This window comes from Pseudomonas sp. NPDC086581 (assembly GCF_044746165.1).
Classification (GTDB): Bacteria; Pseudomonadota; Gammaproteobacteria; order Pseudomonadales; family Pseudomonadaceae; genus Pseudomonas.
On record NZ_JBIVBR010000007.1, the window covers coordinates 334,255 to 349,235 of the forward strand.

Genomic DNA, 14,981 nt, shown 5'->3' on the forward strand with positions numbered 1-14,981 from the left:
TCAGGGCGCCGCGAGCCCATCGAGGAATTCACCGAAACCATTCCGAGCACGGCAGTCACGGCGGGCGCTGGTGGTGACGCAGGTCTGGTGCGTCCAGACGATGCGCGCGCCGCTGCGCTCCAGGTCGCGAACCAGATGTACGTCCTCGTCCGCCGCGAGCGGGCGGAAACCTCCGGCGCGCTGGTAAGCGCGGGCACATACACCGAGGTTGGCACCATGGATATGCCGATGATTCTCAGTGCTTTGGTAGTGGGCTTCGTAGATCAGGCGAACCTGCTCCGCGCGTGGTGACCAGTCGGCAACGCGGACGGTACCGCAGACCGCCTCGGCGCCGAAGGCCAGTTGGCGCACCAGCCAATCGTGGTCGACGCTGCTGTCTGCATCGGTGCACGCCAGCCAGCGAGCGCCCAGTTCCAGCAGGTAGGCTGCGCCGACGCGGCGAGCATGGCCGACGTTGCGCTCGTCGACCCGCAGTACGGCGGCACCACAGGCGCGGGCCACGGCCTCGCTGTCATCGGTGCAGGCGTCGAGCACGACGAGGATGCACACCGATTCCTCATTCAGTTCCGGATGCAGCGCCGCCTGCTGCAGAGACGCGAGACAGGCGCCGAGCAATTCCGCTTCGTTGTGCGCAGGCACGAGTACGCCGATCATGCAGCGTCCTCGTCGAACCACAGCTCCAGGCGGAAGTCCCGCTCGACATGGCTGATCTTGGCTGCAGTGCGCAGCGCCCGTGCCAGGTATTCGTGCACCGCATCGCCCGCTAGCGCGCAGCCCTCGATGGGATGGCGCCAATGGCAGGCAACCAGTACACCGCCGGGCTCCAGGCTGGCAGCCGCGCATTGGCAGAGGTTGGCCCAGTCTCCGGGTGCCAGGTAATAGCCGAGCTCGCCAAGAACGATCAGGTCGAAACGCTCCTGCGGCCAATCAGCTGGCAGGCAGTGCCTGGCCAGGCGCACATTCTCCAGCCCGGCCAGGCGCGGTCGGGCGAGGGCAAGCGCCTCGACACTGAAGTCGCTGCACAGCAGCGAGTCGACCCTGCCAGCAAGTTCGGCGCTGGTCTCGCCGTTTGCGCAGGCCGGCTCGTAGCCGCTGGAGAACCGGCCGCGCGGCAAGCTGGCGAGTATCAGTCCGCGCTTGCGTCGCTCGTACCAGGAGGAACGGAACGACCAGGGATCCGGGTCACCACGGAACATCTCGTCGAAATATCCGGAAGTCAGTGAGCTCACAGGAAGTACACCTCGAAGGGTTGCAATAGGGTCTCCAGCAGGCGCGCATCGAGGATCGGCCGAGGGCCTTCGAGCTGGCTGACATGCGCCTGAATCGCCCGGCGTTTGCGTTGCACCGCCGCTTGGTCGAGATCCAGCCGGCGCCCCCTGGCCCAGGGCAGGCGCGGGTCACCAGGCAGGGCCCAGTGCCAGGCCCAGATCGGCGCCTCGAAGTGGCGGGCGTCGCAGCGGGCAGCGACCTGGGCGCAGGCCAGCCCCGTTGCCTCATGGTCGCAGTGCCCGTCCCGCCGCCAGGTGCTGAGTACCCGATCGCCAGGGCGTATCCATTCGATCAGCATGTGAGCCAGGAGGGCGGCTTGTACGCCGCTGTCCGGCAGATGCAGGCGCTGCCATTGCCACCGAAGCCCAGCCAGCCCGAGTTCAAGCACTGCTGCGCGACTTTCTTCCAGGCGGGCTCTGCGCAGACGCTCCGGTGTCCAGCGGGGAGAATCGGGGTGGCTGCCTTCACCGTCGGTCACGGAGATCAGCAGCACTTCAACGTCCTCATCAAGGCCTGCCAGCAAGCCGCCGCAGGCCAGCACCTCATCGTCGGGATGTGGAGCGACCACCACCAGCCGTCGTCCCGGTGGCAACAGCTCGTGGCGGCTGATGCGCGGCAGCTGATCCAATTGCGAACTGGCTTGCCAAGCCGAGGCGGGGGTGCCGGGTGTACCGGCAATCAGGTCAAGCGTGTTGCTCACAGCGACCACCGCTCCTGACGCTGGTTGGCGAGGTGCAGGCCGAGGTGCGCCAGGTCTCGTTCGCCGTGGCTCAGGCGGAGGAACACCGGCAGGTCGGCGGCAATCCGGGCAAAACGAAGGTCCCGACAGAACGGCGTGGCACCCAGGGCGTGGCCCACATGCCATTGCACGGCCTCGACCGCGCCTTCCACCTGGGCACGTACGCGGCGCGCGGGCAGTTCCGAGTTTGCATCCGGGTTGTCGTCGATCCAGCTGGCGCATTCGCGCAATGCGCCGGCGGCACCGGCCAGTGCGGCATCCACCGCGCCCAGGTGAGCCATTGCGTGCGGGTCTTCAGGCCGGCCATTGCGCAGATAGCTGGCCAGGCGGCTGGCGGCGCCGTACCAGCACGCGGCTATGCCGGCGCCGCCGTGCCAGAATCCGGGCCGCTGCAGATAGGCCTGTGGTGCGCCAACGCAGCGTGCGAGTGCTCCGTCGAAATCAACCGTGGCGCTTCGGGTAGCCGCCATGCCGACGGCATTCCAGTCGCCATCGCCAATCGTCACGCCCGGTTGCTCCAAGGTCACGGCGATCAGCTGAGGGCGATCCCACTCGTCCTTGGCCGTCACCAGGGCGTGTTCCACCAGGACGGCACCGGAGCACCACGGTTTGCGGCCGCTGATGCGCACGAACCCGGCTTCGCGGGCCACTATCTTCACGCTGGTGCCCGGCGGCTCGGCCGCCCAGACCGCCCAGGTACCGGGGCGGGTTTCACCCTCCAGCTCGTCAAGGATGGCCAGTGCATCTGTGTGCCCCTCGTACAGCTTGAGCAGCGACAGATCGCTGCCGGCTACCGCCGCCAGTGCCTGCCAGCGACGTAGCGTGGCGCCGCTTCCCGGGCCCGGCAACTGGTCGAGTCCGCTGTCGCTCAGGGTGCGCAGGGCATGGCCGAGCGCGGCTTGCTGCTGGTCGGCGTCCAGCGGCAATTGGAAATCCTGGAGTAGGTCGCACAGTGCATTCAGGCCGTCCTGGGTCATGGCGATGTCCGATGGTGAGGGGCTTATTCATCCGGACTGGATTTACCGCCCATCGGTTCAAACCCTCTGCGTGCCGTTCGTAGGAATCCGACCACGGTGGAAAACATGCGTGTTAAAGCCTCGCCGTTGGCGAATTGTTGTGAACCCGATGGCATTGGGTCGGTCGGTCCAGACAGGGGCGCATTGCCTGTGTCCTGCAGTTCGCGACCCAAGACAACGGAGGAACGCATGTCCCAGACCGTCGCCGATCAATTGCTCGAACGCCTCAAACAGTGGGGTATACACCGCGTCTTCGGCTATCCCGGCGACGGCATCAACGGAATCATGGGAGCCTTCGGCCGACGCGCCGAGGACTTCGATTACATCCGCGTACGTCACGAGGAAATGGCCGCCTTCATGGCCGGTGCCCACGCCAAGTTCACCGGCGGGGTGGGCGTCTGTCTGGCGACCTCCGGGCCGGGTGCCATCCACCTGCTCAACGGCCTTTACGATGCGCGCATGGACCATCAACCGGTGCTGGCCATCGTCGGCCAGCAGGCAGTGACTGCCCTGGGCAGCGACTACCAGCAGGAAGTGGACCTGCACACGCTGTTCCGCGACGTGAGCAATTACGTCGAGACCGTGGCCAGCCCGAGCCAGCTGCTCCACGTGATCGACCGGGCGTTGCGGGTCGCCTGCAGTGAGCGCCAGGTCGCCACCGTGATCATCCCCAACGACGTGCAGCAGATGCCGGCGGAGAAATCACCGCACAAGCATGGCCATGTCTATTCGGGAGTCGGCTTCCTCGCACCACGGCCCTACGCTCGCGAAGACGAGCTGGTGGCCGCCGCGAAAATCCTCAATGCCGGGCGCAAGGTCGCCATCCTCGTCGGCGCCGGTGCGCTGGGTGCCCACGAAGAGGTCGAGGCGGTGGCTGAAGCGCTGTCCGCCGGCGTCGCCAAGGCGCTGCTGGGCAAGATGGTGGTCGCCGACGACCTGCCTTACGTGACGGGCTCCATCGGCCTGCTCGGCACCCGTGCCAGCGCGGAGCTGATGCAGCGCTGCGACACGCTGCTGATGATCGGCACCACCTTTCCCTACAGTGAGTTCCTGCCCAAGTCTGGGCAGGCCAGGGCAGTGCAGATCGACCTGCAGGCGCGCAACGTCAGCATGCGTTACCCCATCGACCAGGTGTTGCTGGGAGACGCCGCGGAGACGCTCCGGCGCTTGCTGCCGCTGCTCAAGCCCAAGCGCCATGGCACTTGGCGCATCCGCATAGAGAAAGCGGTGGAGGACAGCTGGAAGGAGCTGCGCGAGCAGGCAATGACGCCCGCCGAACCGATCAACCCGCAGCGGGTGTTCTGGGAGCTTTCGCCGCAATTGCCGGACGACGTGATCCTGGCGGGCGACAGCGGCTCCCACACCAACTGGTATGCCCGCGACCTGCGTGCGCGCCCCGGCATGCTCGGTTCGTTATCGGGCAAGCTGGCCAGCATGGGCAGCGGCGTGCCCTACGCGCTGGCCGCCAAGCTGGCGCATCCCGAGCGTCCGGTGATCGCCATGGTTGGCGACGGCGCCATGCAGATGAACGGAAACGCCGAGCTGGTCACCGTGCAGCAGTACCACAAGCGCTGGAAGGACAACCCGACCTTCATCGTGCTGGTGCTCAACAACGGCGACCTCAACCAGGTCACCTGGGAACAGCGCGCCCTTGCTGGCGACCCGGAGTTTGCCGCTGCCCAGGAAGTCATCGACTTCCCTTATGCGCGCTATGCCGAGCTGCTGGGCTTTCGCGGCATCCGCGTGACCGACGCCACGCATCTGGCCGCGGCCTGGCAGGAAGCTTTCGAGGCCGACCGCCCGGTGCTGATGGAGGTACTCACCGATCCCGACGTGCCGCCGCTGCCGCCCCACATCAGCTTCGAGCAGGCGCGCAACCTGCTTGGCGCCTTGCCCGGCGACCCGCGCCGCTGGGGCGTGTTGCGCCAGAGCGCGCGGCAGTTACTGGCACGCAAATGATCCACGCTGATCCAATCCGAGGAGAGCCGCACCATGAACAAAGCCAAACTCGCCCGTCCCGTTGCCGTCGTTCTACTGGCCTGGCTGTCCATCGGACTGATACCGGCCTACGCCGCCGAGGCCCCCAAGCAAGTGCCGACCAACGAAAAACCCCATGGCCAGAGCCCCGGCCAGGCGCCCACACCTCCGGCCTCGCAGCAGAAGCAAAAGGATGAAGGCCGCACCGACGACAACAGCCAGGTGCAGTCTCAGGAGAGCAGGGACAGGCAGGAGAGCAAGAACCACGACAGCACCCAGAAGAAAGGCACCACCCCCGACGCGTATTGAGCCGTGTGTGTATTACCGGTGATTGCGACCGGAGGGCAGAAGCGGGCCACGCCGAGGAAGCGCCGGCAGGCGACCCCGTCTCCCGGCCACGTTTTTTCTGAACTCGCGGCGCGCTCGCTGCCTCTACCCGTCAGGCACCTTTTTCACGGAGAGCGCACCATGACCGCCCCTCGCACTGCTTCCGCCGGCAAGCCCGGCAACCGGAATCGCAAGTCCCTGGAAAAGCCCACGCCGCCGCGTGAAGTCACCATTACCGTCCCCGAGCGTACCGTCCATGTCGAACGCAGCGAATGAATCTCCCGGCGAGAAAAAAGGCGGCGCCAGCTTCTCGCGCTTCGCCCAGGCGTTGTCGCAATGGTCCGGGCGCCCGCTGACCTTCGCCCTGGCATGCGTGCTACTGGTGGGGTGGGCGCTCAGCGGGCCGTTCTTCCATTTCAACGACACCTGGCAACTGGTGATCAACACCTCGACCACCATCATCACCTTCCTCATGGTATTCCTCATCCAGAGCACCCAGAACCGCGACACCGACGCGCTGCACATCAAGATCGACGAGCTCCTGCGTACCACCAAACACGCCCACCAGGTGCTGATGGGACTGGACGACATGGGCAGCGAAGAGCTGCAAAAGCTGCGCAAGACCTACGAGAAAATGGGCGAGGAACACGACGGGGAAGGCTCGCCACAGAAGGTGGCCAACCGCGAGGAGCAACAGGAAGAAGGTGACTCCAGGGGCTGAGTGCCGGCCATTCGTCGCAATGATGGTCAGCCAGGGCCTCACATGGACTCAACAGTACAGCCCCTCAGCCCGACAAGGAGCGCGCCATGGCCGACATGACGATGTGACGAAGAACATGGCGCAGACCGAAAGCACCGCCCGGCCGTGGTCAACCCGGAGAAGCGTCTGGTGGGCATCGTCTCCCTGACCAATGTCGCCAGCTGCAATGCCGACAGGCTCAGTGCCAACCTCCTGCGCTCAGTGGCGCGGGCGTCTGGAACCGTAACGATCACAACCATCCGCGAGGAGGGTGCCCCGGCGGCGTCCTCCTCCCGAGGAGGCATATCCATGACTGATAATCTGCAAGGCAGGAACGTCCTGTTCATCACCTCCAATGCCGGCATCGAACGCGATGAACTGCTCGAGCCGATGCGCGCCCTGAAAGCGCAGGGCGCCACAGTGACTCACGCCAGCGTGAAGGGCGGCCCGGCGCAGACCTGGGTGCACGACAGCGAGAAGGACGTCCAGGTGAACTCTGACACGAAGCTCGATGGCCTCAAGGCTGGCGACTACGACCTGCTGGTGATCCCCGGCGGCACGGTGAATGCCGACACCCTGCGCCAGGACGCGGACGCGCAGAGGCTGGTCAAGGAATTCAGCGAAGCCGGAAAACCCATCGCCGCCATTTGCCACGGCCCCTGGCTGCTGATCGACGCCGGTGTGATCTCCGAGAAATCGCTGACCTCCTATGCCAGCGTGCGAACCGACTTGGTGAACGCTGGCGCCGACTGGCGCGACGCCCCGGTGGAGGTGTGCCCGGCCAAGGGCTGGACGCTCATCACTTCGCGCAATCCTGGAGACTTGCAGGCGTTCAACGAGGCACTGGGCGAAGCACTCAAGGCCGCATGACTGAACAGGAGAGTCCCATGAGCGAAACCCGCACCTTCACCGTTAATTACCGGCTCTACGACCAGCCCTACAGCATCGAGGTGAACAGCTTTTCGGGCTCGCTGACGCCGGACCAGGCGCGCTTCTACGTGCAGTCGCGTCACGCCGAGGCCAACCCGGCGGACATCACCGAAATCCAGATCGAACGTCCTTGACGGGTTGGCTCCGGAAAGCCGGTTAGGCCGCTCTCGGAGGAGAACCGATATGAGCCAGAACGAACCGCACACCGGCAGCCAAAGTGGCCGGCAGAACATACCAGGCGAATTGCATCCGGAATGGAGCCGCCGTGGCGATAACCGCGAAGACCAGCTATCAACGCCCAAGACGCACATGGACGAGCCGGAAGTCTTGCCCAGCGATCCCGACATCGCCGGGCTTGGCGATGAGGGCCGTCCCTGCTGATCGCCGGTCCCATATCCGTAACCCGAAACAAAAGGCCCGGTCTTGCGCCGGGCTTTTTTTGCTCGCTCGCACGGGCCGCAGGGTGAGGGTGACAGGTCGGTATTTTCGCAGAGGTAGCTCCCTTCGATGTGGCTCAAAGGAGAGCGGTACGCGCGGTCAGCCCGACAGGAGCGCCGCTGCGCTCGGGCGAATTGCATCGACGGGAGGCCACCATCGTGCGCAATGCTGATTGCACGGTGCGATCAATTCAGTCCGTAACCGCTCTGGCGCGGATCGTGGACTCAGCGCAAATGCAGGCGCGGAAGTTGCTGGGTATCTCTCCGGAACCAAGGAGACCGGCATGAACCTGCGCGAAGCTTCCATCCTGATCCTCGAAGAGCGAGCCGACGAACTCTGGCGCCTGGAGCAGTACCTGCTCGACCAGGGCCATGCCGTATTCAGCGCTTCGTCACTGGAGGCGGCGCTGGAGCATCTGAATTCCGCCGCCGTGATCGACCTCTTTCTGCTCGACGAGCAGCTTACCGGCCCGCACACCGCCGGCGTACTGGTTGAAGCCTGTCTGCCGGTGCGGCCGCTCATGCGCGTGCTGGGCCTGTCTTCTTCCGGACCGCGGGTGGTGGACGACAGCGTGCCGTACCCGGCTCTTCTCAAACCCATTCGCCTGGACGAACTGGAGCGGGCCATCGAGCACGCGCTGTGCCGTTCCGCCGTTAAGCCCAGGCAGGAGTTTTGATCATGTTTGAAGTGGACTTACGCGAAGCGGCCCAGCGGGTCGTGGAATACCTGGGGCGGCAGCGCCTGCGCCTGCTGACCGCCGAATCCTGCACGGGCGGGCATATCGCGGCGGTGCTGTCTTCCGTGCCCGGCAGCGGGCAGGTGATGGAGGGCGGGTTGGTGGTCTATTCGCCCACCGCCAAGCGCGAACTGCTGGGCGTAGAGGCGATGTGGCTGGAGGAATTCAACCTGACCAGCGTCGAAGTTGCCAGGGCGATGGCCGAGGCAGCCTTGCGCTACGAGCCGACGAACGCCGTACTGGCGGTGACCGGTCTGCTGGACGAGGAGGGCAAGGACGGCATCGCGCCCGGTACCGTCTGCCTGGCCTGGGGGTTTCGCATGGCTGATGGACTTGGGCTGTTCACCCGGCGGGTGCGTTTCACTGGCGACCCGGATTGGATGCGCCAGCAGACGGTGCGCCATGCCCTGGAGCTGATTCCCGAATTCCATCGCCGGGCGCTGGCCGGTGAAAGGCGCTGAGCCGCCAAGCGATAACCCAGAGCCATCCTGTGTAAGCAAACCGTGAAAGAAAGCCGTGAAAACCCTGAGAGGAGACCTGTGATGAATGCCATCGAACTGCTCAAGCACGACCATGAAGTGGTGAAGAAATTGCTCGGCGAACTGAGTGAAACCACCGAGCGCGCGGTGAAGAAACGCCCGGAACTGCTTCGCCGCATCGAACTGGAACTGGCCCAACACACCAGCATCGAGGAGGAGATCTTCTATCCGGCGCTCAAGCAGGTGGGCGAGAAGGACGACGCGAAGATGTACTTCGAAGCCAAGGAGGAACACCGTACCGTGGACGCCCTGGTACTGCCCGACCTGAAGAAGACCAGGCCGGACAGCATCGAGTTCGCCGGTCGGGTCAAGGTGCTCAAGGAGTTGCTGGAGCACCACATCGAGGAGGAGGAACAGGAGATGTTCCCGCGCGCCGCGGAATTGCTCGACCATCCCACCCTGGACCGCCTGGGCGCCGCCATGCAGCAGATGAAGAAGGACATCAAGACACACTGGGAAAAGAGCGCCGCCTGAGTTCCAGCAAGTGGCATGAAAAAGCGAAGTCAGGCTGGCCTGGCTTCGCTTCTTTTTTGCGCGGCGGATTATTCGGGGGTGTTGCTGCGCGTGCGCTGTCCCCCCTTGCGTCCGGCTTCGGAGGCGCGTTGTGGGTCGTTCCTGAAGTTGCCGCCGCTGTTGGAACCGCCTTTACGGCCCGCTTCAGCGGCGCGTTGGGGGTCTTCCGCGAAATTGCCTTTTCCACCTCGGTGTTGGGCCATGGTGTTTTCTCCTGATGCTATGAGGTTAGCGGGCGCACGGCCCGTCCATGTACGCGTTGCCCTGGGGCGAACCCCCGGGCAACGAAGCGGGATGAGAAGAAATTTCAGGCGCGCAGCTTCTGGCGCATAGCCGCCAGATTGCGCAGGCGTTCACCAGCGACCACGATCTTGCGCTGGCGGTGCTTGCCGTGGCCGGGCTTGAAAGTCGGCAGGGGTATGCGCTTGGTGAACACCTCGACCTGTTCCTCGGGGAGCGGGCCGCACTCCAGTATCAGGTCGCGCTTGATGCGCCCGATCAGGTCGTCCAGCAGTTGCTGGTGTTGCAGGTCCTGCCGGGTAATCACGCGATCGAACAGATGCGCGCCGTCGTGGCTGTGGATGTGGCACAGCAACGCCTTATCGGGGCGATCGGAGAAGCTGATCGCGTAGTCGGGCAGGGCCTGGCGGATCAGGTCATGGGTGGTCTCAAATGAATGCTCGAAATTGCCGTGCATGGGCGGGTTCCTCCTTGTTGATGCAAAAAGAGGAGCAACCGGCGGGCCAGCGATAAATCGGCGTAAGTCCTTGATCCGTGGTTCGGGGTACTTGAAAAATGCACGCGAGAAGGCCGCGGGGCCGTGCATTCTGCTACTGGCAATTTGATAAGCGCAGCGGCTGGCACGCGGGTTTCGGGCGATCCATTCATCGAGGTCCGGCAATCAGCTTGAACAGTCAAAAGCCGGGTTCGTTCTCCCGCCCGGCATTGCGCCTTGCGGGAGAACGCTCGACGTCGAGGTTTGCCCCGCCTGGCCTGGAGACGCCTCAGGGCGAGATCGGATCGCTGGCGGGGAAAGTTTCCTCCAGCGCATGGTCAATGCGGGCCTCCGAGACCGTCGAGTCCGCCACACCGGGAGAGGGCACCGCAGCGGCCAGCTCAGAGCGCAACGGTTCCAGGACTGGTTTGTTTAGCGCCGCTTTCACCTGGCAGTGACCGCTCAGGCCACGCTTGGCCGCCAGCAGTCCGGCGCCCACGCGCAACCAACCACCCAACCCGCCACGCCGTACGCCCAGGCCGATAGCCGCGATGCCTGCGGCGATGGAGGCCGCCCGTTCCCATCCGCTCAGATTCTGTTCGTTCATGTCGTTCTCCTACGGTCGAAGTTCAAGGCGCCAAGGCGCCCGGTATTCCGTAGGCAGACGCAAGGGGAGTTTGGTTCGAGTTGAGTCGCAGGCGGTGGGCCCGTCCGTCGCACTGGGGCAACTCGAGCGGGCTGGGCGACTCATCTGCACAGGTTCAATGCAGGCATCCGAGGAGATACCTATGACTGAATGGGTGATCAGCTACCAGAAGGACAACAACACCAGCACGCTGGAGATGAAGCATGAGGGGCGCCCGACCATCGAGCAGGCGAGCGCGTTCGTCCTCGGCTGGGCGCGGCAGAACCTGCCCGCCGGTGAGTACGGAGCGGCAAGGGACCAGCACGGCGATGCCGTCATTATCGAGTTGCTGCGCCGGTACGGTATCACCCTCAGTGGCATTGCCGAGAAATGACGCGGTTGCCGCGCTGATCGTGGTCGGCATGTTGCTGGTCTGAAGCCGGCCTGCGTGGCGCCGCCAGCCATCCATTGGGCATGGCCGTTGGCGTCTATCTCGCCGATGCATTCGCCCAGGGCCTGGTCGCCCAGCTCGATGAACCGGTGGTTGGGCGTAGACATGGAAGTGATCCGGGCACTCTGAAACGCGGTCCGTCCATTGCCGCAACCAGGCGGGTGGCAATTCCCTGAACTCGCTCGCCGCCAGGCCGGTCCACTGCCAGAGAACCTTCGGAGGCCGGGATGAAAAGACGTTACAGCGTGCCCATGGCAAGCATCCTGGCGATCCTGCTGTTGCTGCTGGTCGCGCATATCGCGTTGCCCTACGTGATCCGCGACTACCTCAACGGCAAGCTGGAGCGCATGGGCGACTACCACGGCCAGATCGCCGATGTGGACCTGGCGCTTTGGCGTGGCGCGTACCGAATCAATGGGCTGAAGATCGTCAAGGTGAGCGGCAAGGTGCCGGTGCCGCTGCTGGACGCCCCGGTGATCGATCTCGCCGTGAGCTGGCATGCGCTGTGGTACGAGCATGGGATCGTAGCGCGAGTGACCTTCCTGCGACCGGAGCTGAACTTCGTCGATGGCGGTGGCCGACAGGAATCCCAGAGCGGCGCCGGCACCAACTGGAGTGAGCAGCTGGACAAACTGCTGCCGATCACCCTCGATGAGCTGCGCATCGAGGACGGCCGCATCCGCTTCCACAACTACCAGTCCAGTCCGCCTGTGCACCTGGCCGCCAGCGCGGTCAACGCGAGCCTGTACGGCCTCACCAACGTGGCGGACGAGAAGGGCGAACGGGTCGCTCGTTTTGAAGGTCACGCCCGTCTGTTCGACCAAGCGCCGCTGGAGGTCGAGGCGTCCTTCGACCCATTCACCGATTTCGAGGACTTCCAGTTGCGTTTGCGCGCCAGTGAGGTGGAGCTGCGCCGGGTCAATGACTTCGCCTCGGCCTACGGCAAGTTCGACTTCAATCGCGGTCACGGCACCCTGGTGATCGAAGCGAAGGCGGTCAAGGGCCGCCTCAGCGGGTACATCAAACCGCTGCTGCGCGATGTCGACGTGTTCAATTGGCAGCAGGATGTGGAGGAAAAGGACAAGAGCCTGTTCCGTTCAATCTGGGAAGCCCTGGTCGGCGGCGGCGAGACGGTGCTGAAGAACCAGAGCAAGGACCAGTTCGCCACCCGAGTGGATCTCAGCGGCAACATCCACCGCCAGGACATCAGCGCGTTCCAGGCCTTTCTCGGCATCCTGCGCAACGCCTTCATCCAGGCCTTCAACGCCCGTTACGAGCGTTCGGCTCCCGCAGACTGACGAGAGCCGCCCCGCTAGTGACTGGTCCCGCGCGACGAGCCTTCTCGGCTCTGGATATTGAGCGCTTCGCGAGCTGGTGCGCGTAAATCGTGAACAGCCTCGACATTGCGTAGCTCGCGCACCGGGAAGGCGAAATCGACTTCCAGCTCCTGCATGCGGGCCAGCAAGCTCAGATTGATCCGCTGCTGCACGTCCATGTACCGGTTGTAGTCAGCCGTTTGCATGATGTAGACGACTTCGTAAAGCAGGCGACTCTCGGCGAAAGAGAGGAAGTGCGCCCGATCGAACTTTGCCTCGTCGATCTCGTCGATGATCTGCTTCACTACGTCTGCAACCGCCTTGGCCTGGTCAGCAGAGGTTCGGTAGCTGATACCGAACTGGAAGACGATGCGTCGGGTATTCATCCGCTTGTAGTTGTGCAGCGTCTGTTTAAGCAATTCGGCATTCGAGCAGACGATCTGCTCGCCGCTCAGGCTGCGGATGCGTGTGGTCTTCAGGCCGATGTGCTCAATGCTCCCGGCCACATCGCCGAACACCACGAAGTCGCCGATCTCGAAGGGTTTGTCGAAGCCGATCGACAGCGAGGCGAAGATGTCGCTGAGAATGGTCTGTACCGCCAGCGCCACCGCGATGCCGCCGACTCCGAGGCTGGCGATCAGCGCGGTGATGTCCACACCCAGGTTGGCCAGGATCGACAGCAGCATCACGGCCCAGACCACCACCAGCACCACCACGGAAACGATGGTCGCCATCACCGGATTCTGGATGCCGCCAAAGCGTGAGCGCGACAGGTTGTGCGTCCACAGGCGCACGCACGCGTCCAGCCACCAGGCAACCTGCAGTGCAAGTACGACGAACCAGGCGTGCGACAGCGCCGTGCTCCAGTTATCGGGCAGGGTGGTGAGCTTGAGCGCGAGCATCAGGGCGAAGACGAAGATCAGTACGTTGCTGGTGCGCCCGGCTATCGCCGCGGCGTAGCGCGCCCATTGGCTCGTGCGACCCTCCAGGCGCTTGCGCGCTGAGGCAATCAGAAAGCGCAGGACGAGGAATCCTGCGGCGGCGGCCGCCACTATCAGTGCCAGGCGGCCGAGCTGGCTCAGGTCCAGCCAGGCATACAGCGACTCCATGAGTGCTCCTTATCGAGGATGACAGGAGTAGGTTTGGGGTCGGGTGGGAGGCAGAAGTTCAGCCGCGACGCATGAAAGGTGCACGACGCCGTGGCAAGCAGCGGGAGGACAATGCAGTCCTCCCGCAGGTGAAGATCAGTGCCAGAACAGCGCGATCAGGATAATGATCGGGATCGGCACGCCGAGGAAGTAAAGGAGGATCGAGCGCATGGTGAGTCTCCTGTCAGCGAATGGAGTGGGCGGGGGAAGTGGAGTGCACGTGGTCGGCTACCAGCAGCTCCGCGTCACGGCGGCGACCTCCATGGATGGCCATGAAGCTGGCGAAGAACGCACCGCACAGCAGCGCCGCGAACATCCACAGCGCCGAGCCGGCAGCGACCTTGCGGGCCGTGTCGGCGGCCTGTAGCGCCTGCTGCTTGGCCTGTTGCGCCTGGGCGAATACCGTATCGATGCGTTGCTCTGCCTCGGCCTGGCTGATCTCTGTGCGCTGGGCGATCACGCGGGCGAGGTAGGTACGGTCCTCGGCGCTCAGCTGCCCTTCGGCCAGGCCACGCAGGAAGATGCGCGATGCGACGGCATGGGCAGCGTCGTCGCTGACGGCGACCGGGCGGTTGTCGCGGAACAGGGTGTCGATGAAGTAGGCCGCGTCGTTGTCGTCCTTGGCGGGGGAAGCACTGGTGGCACTCGCCGCCGCCCCGGCAGCGACCGTCGCACCGGCCTGCAAGCCACCCCCCACCAGGCTGCTGACCGAGCCGACGACCAGGGTGGCAGTTACCAGCGTGGCGATGGCCCAGGCCAGGAAGCCGTGGGCAGTGTCGCGGAAGTAAACTTCGTCGCCATGCAGGCTGGCCCATTTCACCCGCAGGCGCCCGGCGAGGTAGCCGCCAAGGCCGGAGGCGAGGACCTGGGTGATCGCCAACCAGATGAAGGTGGAGATACTCATCTGTTTGAGGGTTCCGCCATCGCCCGGCCAGGGCGACACGGCGGAAAACCCGAGGCCGAAGCCCAGGACGATGAGAATCAGCGAAAGCGCCGCGGCGGCTGCCGCGCCGGCGAAGATCGCCGGCCAGGCAACGCCTGATCGATCCTGAACGTTAATGAGTGAAGTATCGGTGCTGGCAATCATGGGTGGTGCTCCTTTGGCTGGGCCTGAACTGCCTTTGCACTGTACGTGCCAGCTGTTTCAAAATATTAAATTCAGTATTTTCAATGGGTTGGAATTAAAGAGACGAACGCAAGGTATGCAGAACGCATGGATGCCGTGATCTGCCGCGGCAGATTGCACGATGGGCCAGCTGCGCGCGGAATGAGGCCGGGCGTCTATTTCGGGACATTCCGGGAGCCGGCGGTTGGCGGGGGTTTCAGCGGTCTTGATCGCTGTGTGAAAAATCTGTACGAAATTTCTCGAAAGGAATAGCATCCCGCAATTGCAAAGTGCCATTGAGTCGTTGCGCAGGGATGCAGAATTTCCACTTCATATCGGGTTTGCCGCGCTCGGGCAGTACGCTGCTGTCCGCCATCCTGCTGCAAAACCCACGCTTC

The 14,981-nt window shown here is 64.3% G+C and carries 22 protein-coding genes; 12 read left to right on the top strand and 10 right to left on the bottom strand.

Annotated features, from left to right (window positions below; translation table 11 throughout):
• Genes ACIPK7_RS16555 through ACIPK7_RS16570 form a run of 4 tightly spaced genes read right to left on the bottom strand, consistent with a single transcriptional unit; the run spans position 1 to position 2,991 of the window.
• Positions 1–654, bottom strand: coding sequence for a glycosyltransferase family 2 protein (locus ACIPK7_RS16555; RefSeq protein WP_192432520.1), 654 nt, complete (start codon positions 652–654; stop codon positions 1–3).
• Entirely contained in the window at positions 651–1,229 is a 579-nt protein-coding gene (locus ACIPK7_RS16560) for a methyltransferase domain-containing protein (RefSeq protein WP_401088972.1), read from the bottom strand. Before ACIPK7_RS16560 ends, ACIPK7_RS16555 begins: the two co-directional genes overlap by 4 nt.
• Positions 1,226–1,969: a PIG-L deacetylase family protein gene (locus ACIPK7_RS16565; protein ID WP_401088973.1), complete on the bottom strand. Its 744-nt coding sequence runs from the start codon at positions 1,967–1,969 to the stop codon at positions 1,226–1,228. Before ACIPK7_RS16565 ends, ACIPK7_RS16560 begins: the two co-directional genes overlap by 4 nt.
• Entirely contained in the window at positions 1,966–2,991 is a 1,026-nt protein-coding gene (locus tag ACIPK7_RS16570; RefSeq protein ID WP_401088999.1) for an acyl-CoA dehydrogenase, read from the bottom strand. Before ACIPK7_RS16570 ends, ACIPK7_RS16565 begins: the two co-directional genes overlap by 4 nt.
• Before the next feature lie 222 nt (positions 2,992–3,213).
• Here ACIPK7_RS16570 and ACIPK7_RS16575 point away from each other — a divergent pair, with 222 nt between their 5' ends.
• From ACIPK7_RS16575 to ACIPK7_RS16620, 10 genes are all read left to right on the top strand, one after another.
• Positions 3,214–4,983, top strand: a complete 1,770-nt coding sequence (locus ACIPK7_RS16575) for a thiamine pyrophosphate-requiring protein (RefSeq protein WP_401088975.1) — start codon at positions 3,214–3,216, stop codon at positions 4,981–4,983.
• A gap of 33 nt (positions 4,984–5,016) precedes the next feature.
• Positions 5,017–5,310, top strand: coding sequence for a hypothetical protein (locus ACIPK7_RS16580; RefSeq protein WP_401088977.1), 294 nt, complete (start codon positions 5,017–5,019; stop codon positions 5,308–5,310).
• A gap of 159 nt (positions 5,311–5,469) precedes the next feature.
• On the top strand, positions 5,470–5,604 hold the full coding sequence (locus tag ACIPK7_RS16585; RefSeq protein ID WP_263866338.1) for a hypothetical protein: 135 nt from the start codon (positions 5,470–5,472) through the stop codon (positions 5,602–5,604).
• On the top strand, positions 5,585–6,049 hold the full coding sequence (locus tag ACIPK7_RS16590; RefSeq protein WP_192432515.1) for a low affinity iron permease family protein: 465 nt from the start codon (positions 5,585–5,587) through the stop codon (positions 6,047–6,049). Before ACIPK7_RS16585 ends, ACIPK7_RS16590 begins: the two co-directional genes overlap by 20 nt.
• Positions 6,050–6,376: 327 nt before the next feature.
• Positions 6,377–6,937, top strand: a complete 561-nt coding sequence (locus tag ACIPK7_RS16595) for a type 1 glutamine amidotransferase domain-containing protein (RefSeq protein ID WP_401088979.1) — start codon at positions 6,377–6,379, stop codon at positions 6,935–6,937.
• A 17-nt stretch (positions 6,938–6,954) separates the two neighbouring features.
• Positions 6,955–7,131, top strand: a complete 177-nt coding sequence (locus ACIPK7_RS16600) for a hypothetical protein (protein ID WP_401088981.1) — start codon at positions 6,955–6,957, stop codon at positions 7,129–7,131.
• Between the two features lie 49 nt (positions 7,132–7,180).
• A complete protein-coding gene (locus ACIPK7_RS16605; RefSeq protein WP_401088983.1) occupies positions 7,181–7,378 on the top strand; it encodes a hypothetical protein in 198 nt (65 codons plus the stop codon).
• 340 nt (positions 7,379–7,718) lie between these two features.
• Entirely contained in the window at positions 7,719–8,111 is a 393-nt protein-coding gene (locus ACIPK7_RS16610) for a response regulator (protein ID WP_192432511.1), read from the top strand.
• Between the two features lie 2 nt (positions 8,112–8,113).
• Positions 8,114–8,632: a CinA family protein gene (locus ACIPK7_RS16615; protein ID WP_192432510.1), complete on the top strand. Its 519-nt coding sequence runs from the start codon at positions 8,114–8,116 to the stop codon at positions 8,630–8,632.
• A gap of 81 nt (positions 8,633–8,713) precedes the next feature.
• Positions 8,714–9,184: a hemerythrin domain-containing protein gene (locus ACIPK7_RS16620; RefSeq protein ID WP_192432509.1), complete on the top strand. Its 471-nt coding sequence runs from the start codon at positions 8,714–8,716 to the stop codon at positions 9,182–9,184.
• Positions 9,185–9,252: 68 nt separating this feature from the next.
• Here ACIPK7_RS16620 and ACIPK7_RS16625 read toward each other — a convergent pair whose 3' ends face one another.
• The 3 genes from ACIPK7_RS16625 to ACIPK7_RS16635 all read right to left on the bottom strand — a co-directional run bounded on the left by ACIPK7_RS16625 (position 9,253) and on the right by ACIPK7_RS16635 (position 10,545).
• Positions 9,253–9,426 (bottom strand): general stress protein, encoded by a 174-nt coding sequence (locus tag ACIPK7_RS16625; protein WP_192432508.1) that lies wholly within the window; start codon positions 9,424–9,426, stop codon positions 9,253–9,255.
• 104 nt (positions 9,427–9,530) lie between these two features.
• Positions 9,531–9,920 carry a DUF3509 domain-containing protein gene (locus ACIPK7_RS16630; RefSeq protein ID WP_192432507.1) on the bottom strand — a complete coding sequence of 130 codons (390 nt, stop codon included), beginning with the start codon at positions 9,918–9,920 and terminating at the stop codon, positions 9,531–9,533.
• Positions 9,921–10,227: 307 nt separating this feature from the next.
• On the bottom strand, positions 10,228–10,545 hold the full coding sequence (locus ACIPK7_RS16635; protein ID WP_192432506.1) for a YgaP-like transmembrane domain: 318 nt from the start codon (positions 10,543–10,545) through the stop codon (positions 10,228–10,230).
• Positions 10,546–10,726: 181 nt separating this feature from the next.
• Between ACIPK7_RS16635 and ACIPK7_RS16640 the strand changes: the two genes are divergently transcribed.
• Positions 10,727–10,957, top strand: a complete 231-nt coding sequence (locus tag ACIPK7_RS16640; protein WP_192432505.1) for a hypothetical protein — start codon at positions 10,727–10,729, stop codon at positions 10,955–10,957.
• A 284-nt stretch (positions 10,958–11,241) separates the two neighbouring features.
• Complete coding sequence (locus ACIPK7_RS16645; protein WP_192432504.1) at positions 11,242–12,312, top strand: DUF748 domain-containing protein; 1,071 nt, start codon at positions 11,242–11,244, stop codon at positions 12,310–12,312.
• Positions 12,313–12,326: 14 nt separating this feature from the next.
• Here the strand turns inward: ACIPK7_RS16645 and ACIPK7_RS16650 are convergent, their stop codons facing one another.
• The 3 genes from ACIPK7_RS16650 to ACIPK7_RS16660 form a co-directional block, all read right to left on the bottom strand.
• Complete coding sequence (locus tag ACIPK7_RS16650; protein WP_192432503.1) at positions 12,327–13,439, bottom strand: mechanosensitive ion channel family protein; 1,113 nt, start codon at positions 13,437–13,439, stop codon at positions 12,327–12,329.
• Positions 13,440–13,662: 223 nt separating this feature from the next.
• Positions 13,663–14,565: a hypothetical protein gene (locus ACIPK7_RS16655; protein WP_192432502.1), complete on the bottom strand. Its 903-nt coding sequence runs from the start codon at positions 14,563–14,565 to the stop codon at positions 13,663–13,665.
• Between the two features lie 235 nt (positions 14,566–14,800).
• Positions 14,801–14,981, bottom strand: a 181-nt coding sequence (locus ACIPK7_RS16660) for a hypothetical protein (RefSeq protein ID WP_401089001.1), incomplete at its 5' end; no start/stop codon positions are given.

Coding starts and splice junctions, on each gene's coding strand:
- ACIPK7_RS16650 (WP_192432503.1), bottom strand. CDS start 13,439: ATGGAGTCGCTGTATGCCTGGCTGGACCTGAGCCAGCTCGGCCGCCTG.
- ACIPK7_RS16620 (WP_192432509.1), top strand. CDS start 8,714: ATGAATGCCATCGAACTGCTCAAGCACGACCATGAAGTGGTGAAGAAA.
- ACIPK7_RS16555 (WP_192432520.1), bottom strand. CDS start 654: ATGATCGGCGTACTCGTGCCTGCGCACAACGAAGCGGAATTGCTCGGC.
- ACIPK7_RS16640 (WP_192432505.1), top strand. CDS start 10,727: ATGACTGAATGGGTGATCAGCTACCAGAAGGACAACAACACCAGCACG.
- ACIPK7_RS16580 (WP_401088977.1), top strand. CDS start 5,017: ATGAACAAAGCCAAACTCGCCCGTCCCGTTGCCGTCGTTCTACTGGCC.
- ACIPK7_RS16600 (WP_401088981.1), top strand. CDS start 6,955: ATGAGCGAAACCCGCACCTTCACCGTTAATTACCGGCTCTACGACCAG.
- ACIPK7_RS16595 (WP_401088979.1), top strand. CDS start 6,377: ATGACTGATAATCTGCAAGGCAGGAACGTCCTGTTCATCACCTCCAAT.
- ACIPK7_RS16585 (WP_263866338.1), top strand. CDS start 5,470: ATGACCGCCCCTCGCACTGCTTCCGCCGGCAAGCCCGGCAACCGGAAT.
- ACIPK7_RS16615 (WP_192432510.1), top strand. CDS start 8,114: ATGTTTGAAGTGGACTTACGCGAAGCGGCCCAGCGGGTCGTGGAATAC.
- ACIPK7_RS16630 (WP_192432507.1), bottom strand. CDS start 9,920: ATGCACGGCAATTTCGAGCATTCATTTGAGACCACCCATGACCTGATC.
- ACIPK7_RS16645 (WP_192432504.1), top strand. CDS start 11,242: ATGAAAAGACGTTACAGCGTGCCCATGGCAAGCATCCTGGCGATCCTG.
- ACIPK7_RS16575 (WP_401088975.1), top strand. CDS start 3,214: ATGTCCCAGACCGTCGCCGATCAATTGCTCGAACGCCTCAAACAGTGG.
- ACIPK7_RS16625 (WP_192432508.1), bottom strand. CDS start 9,426: ATGGCCCAACACCGAGGTGGAAAAGGCAATTTCGCGGAAGACCCCCAA.
- ACIPK7_RS16590 (WP_192432515.1), top strand. CDS start 5,585: ATGTCGAACGCAGCGAATGAATCTCCCGGCGAGAAAAAAGGCGGCGCC.
- ACIPK7_RS16610 (WP_192432511.1), top strand. CDS start 7,719: ATGAACCTGCGCGAAGCTTCCATCCTGATCCTCGAAGAGCGAGCCGAC.
- ACIPK7_RS16635 (WP_192432506.1), bottom strand. CDS start 10,545: ATGAACGAACAGAATCTGAGCGGATGGGAACGGGCGGCCTCCATCGCC.
- ACIPK7_RS16605 (WP_401088983.1), top strand. CDS start 7,181: ATGAGCCAGAACGAACCGCACACCGGCAGCCAAAGTGGCCGGCAGAAC.
- ACIPK7_RS16655 (WP_192432502.1), bottom strand. CDS start 14,565: ATGATTGCCAGCACCGATACTTCACTCATTAACGTTCAGGATCGATCA.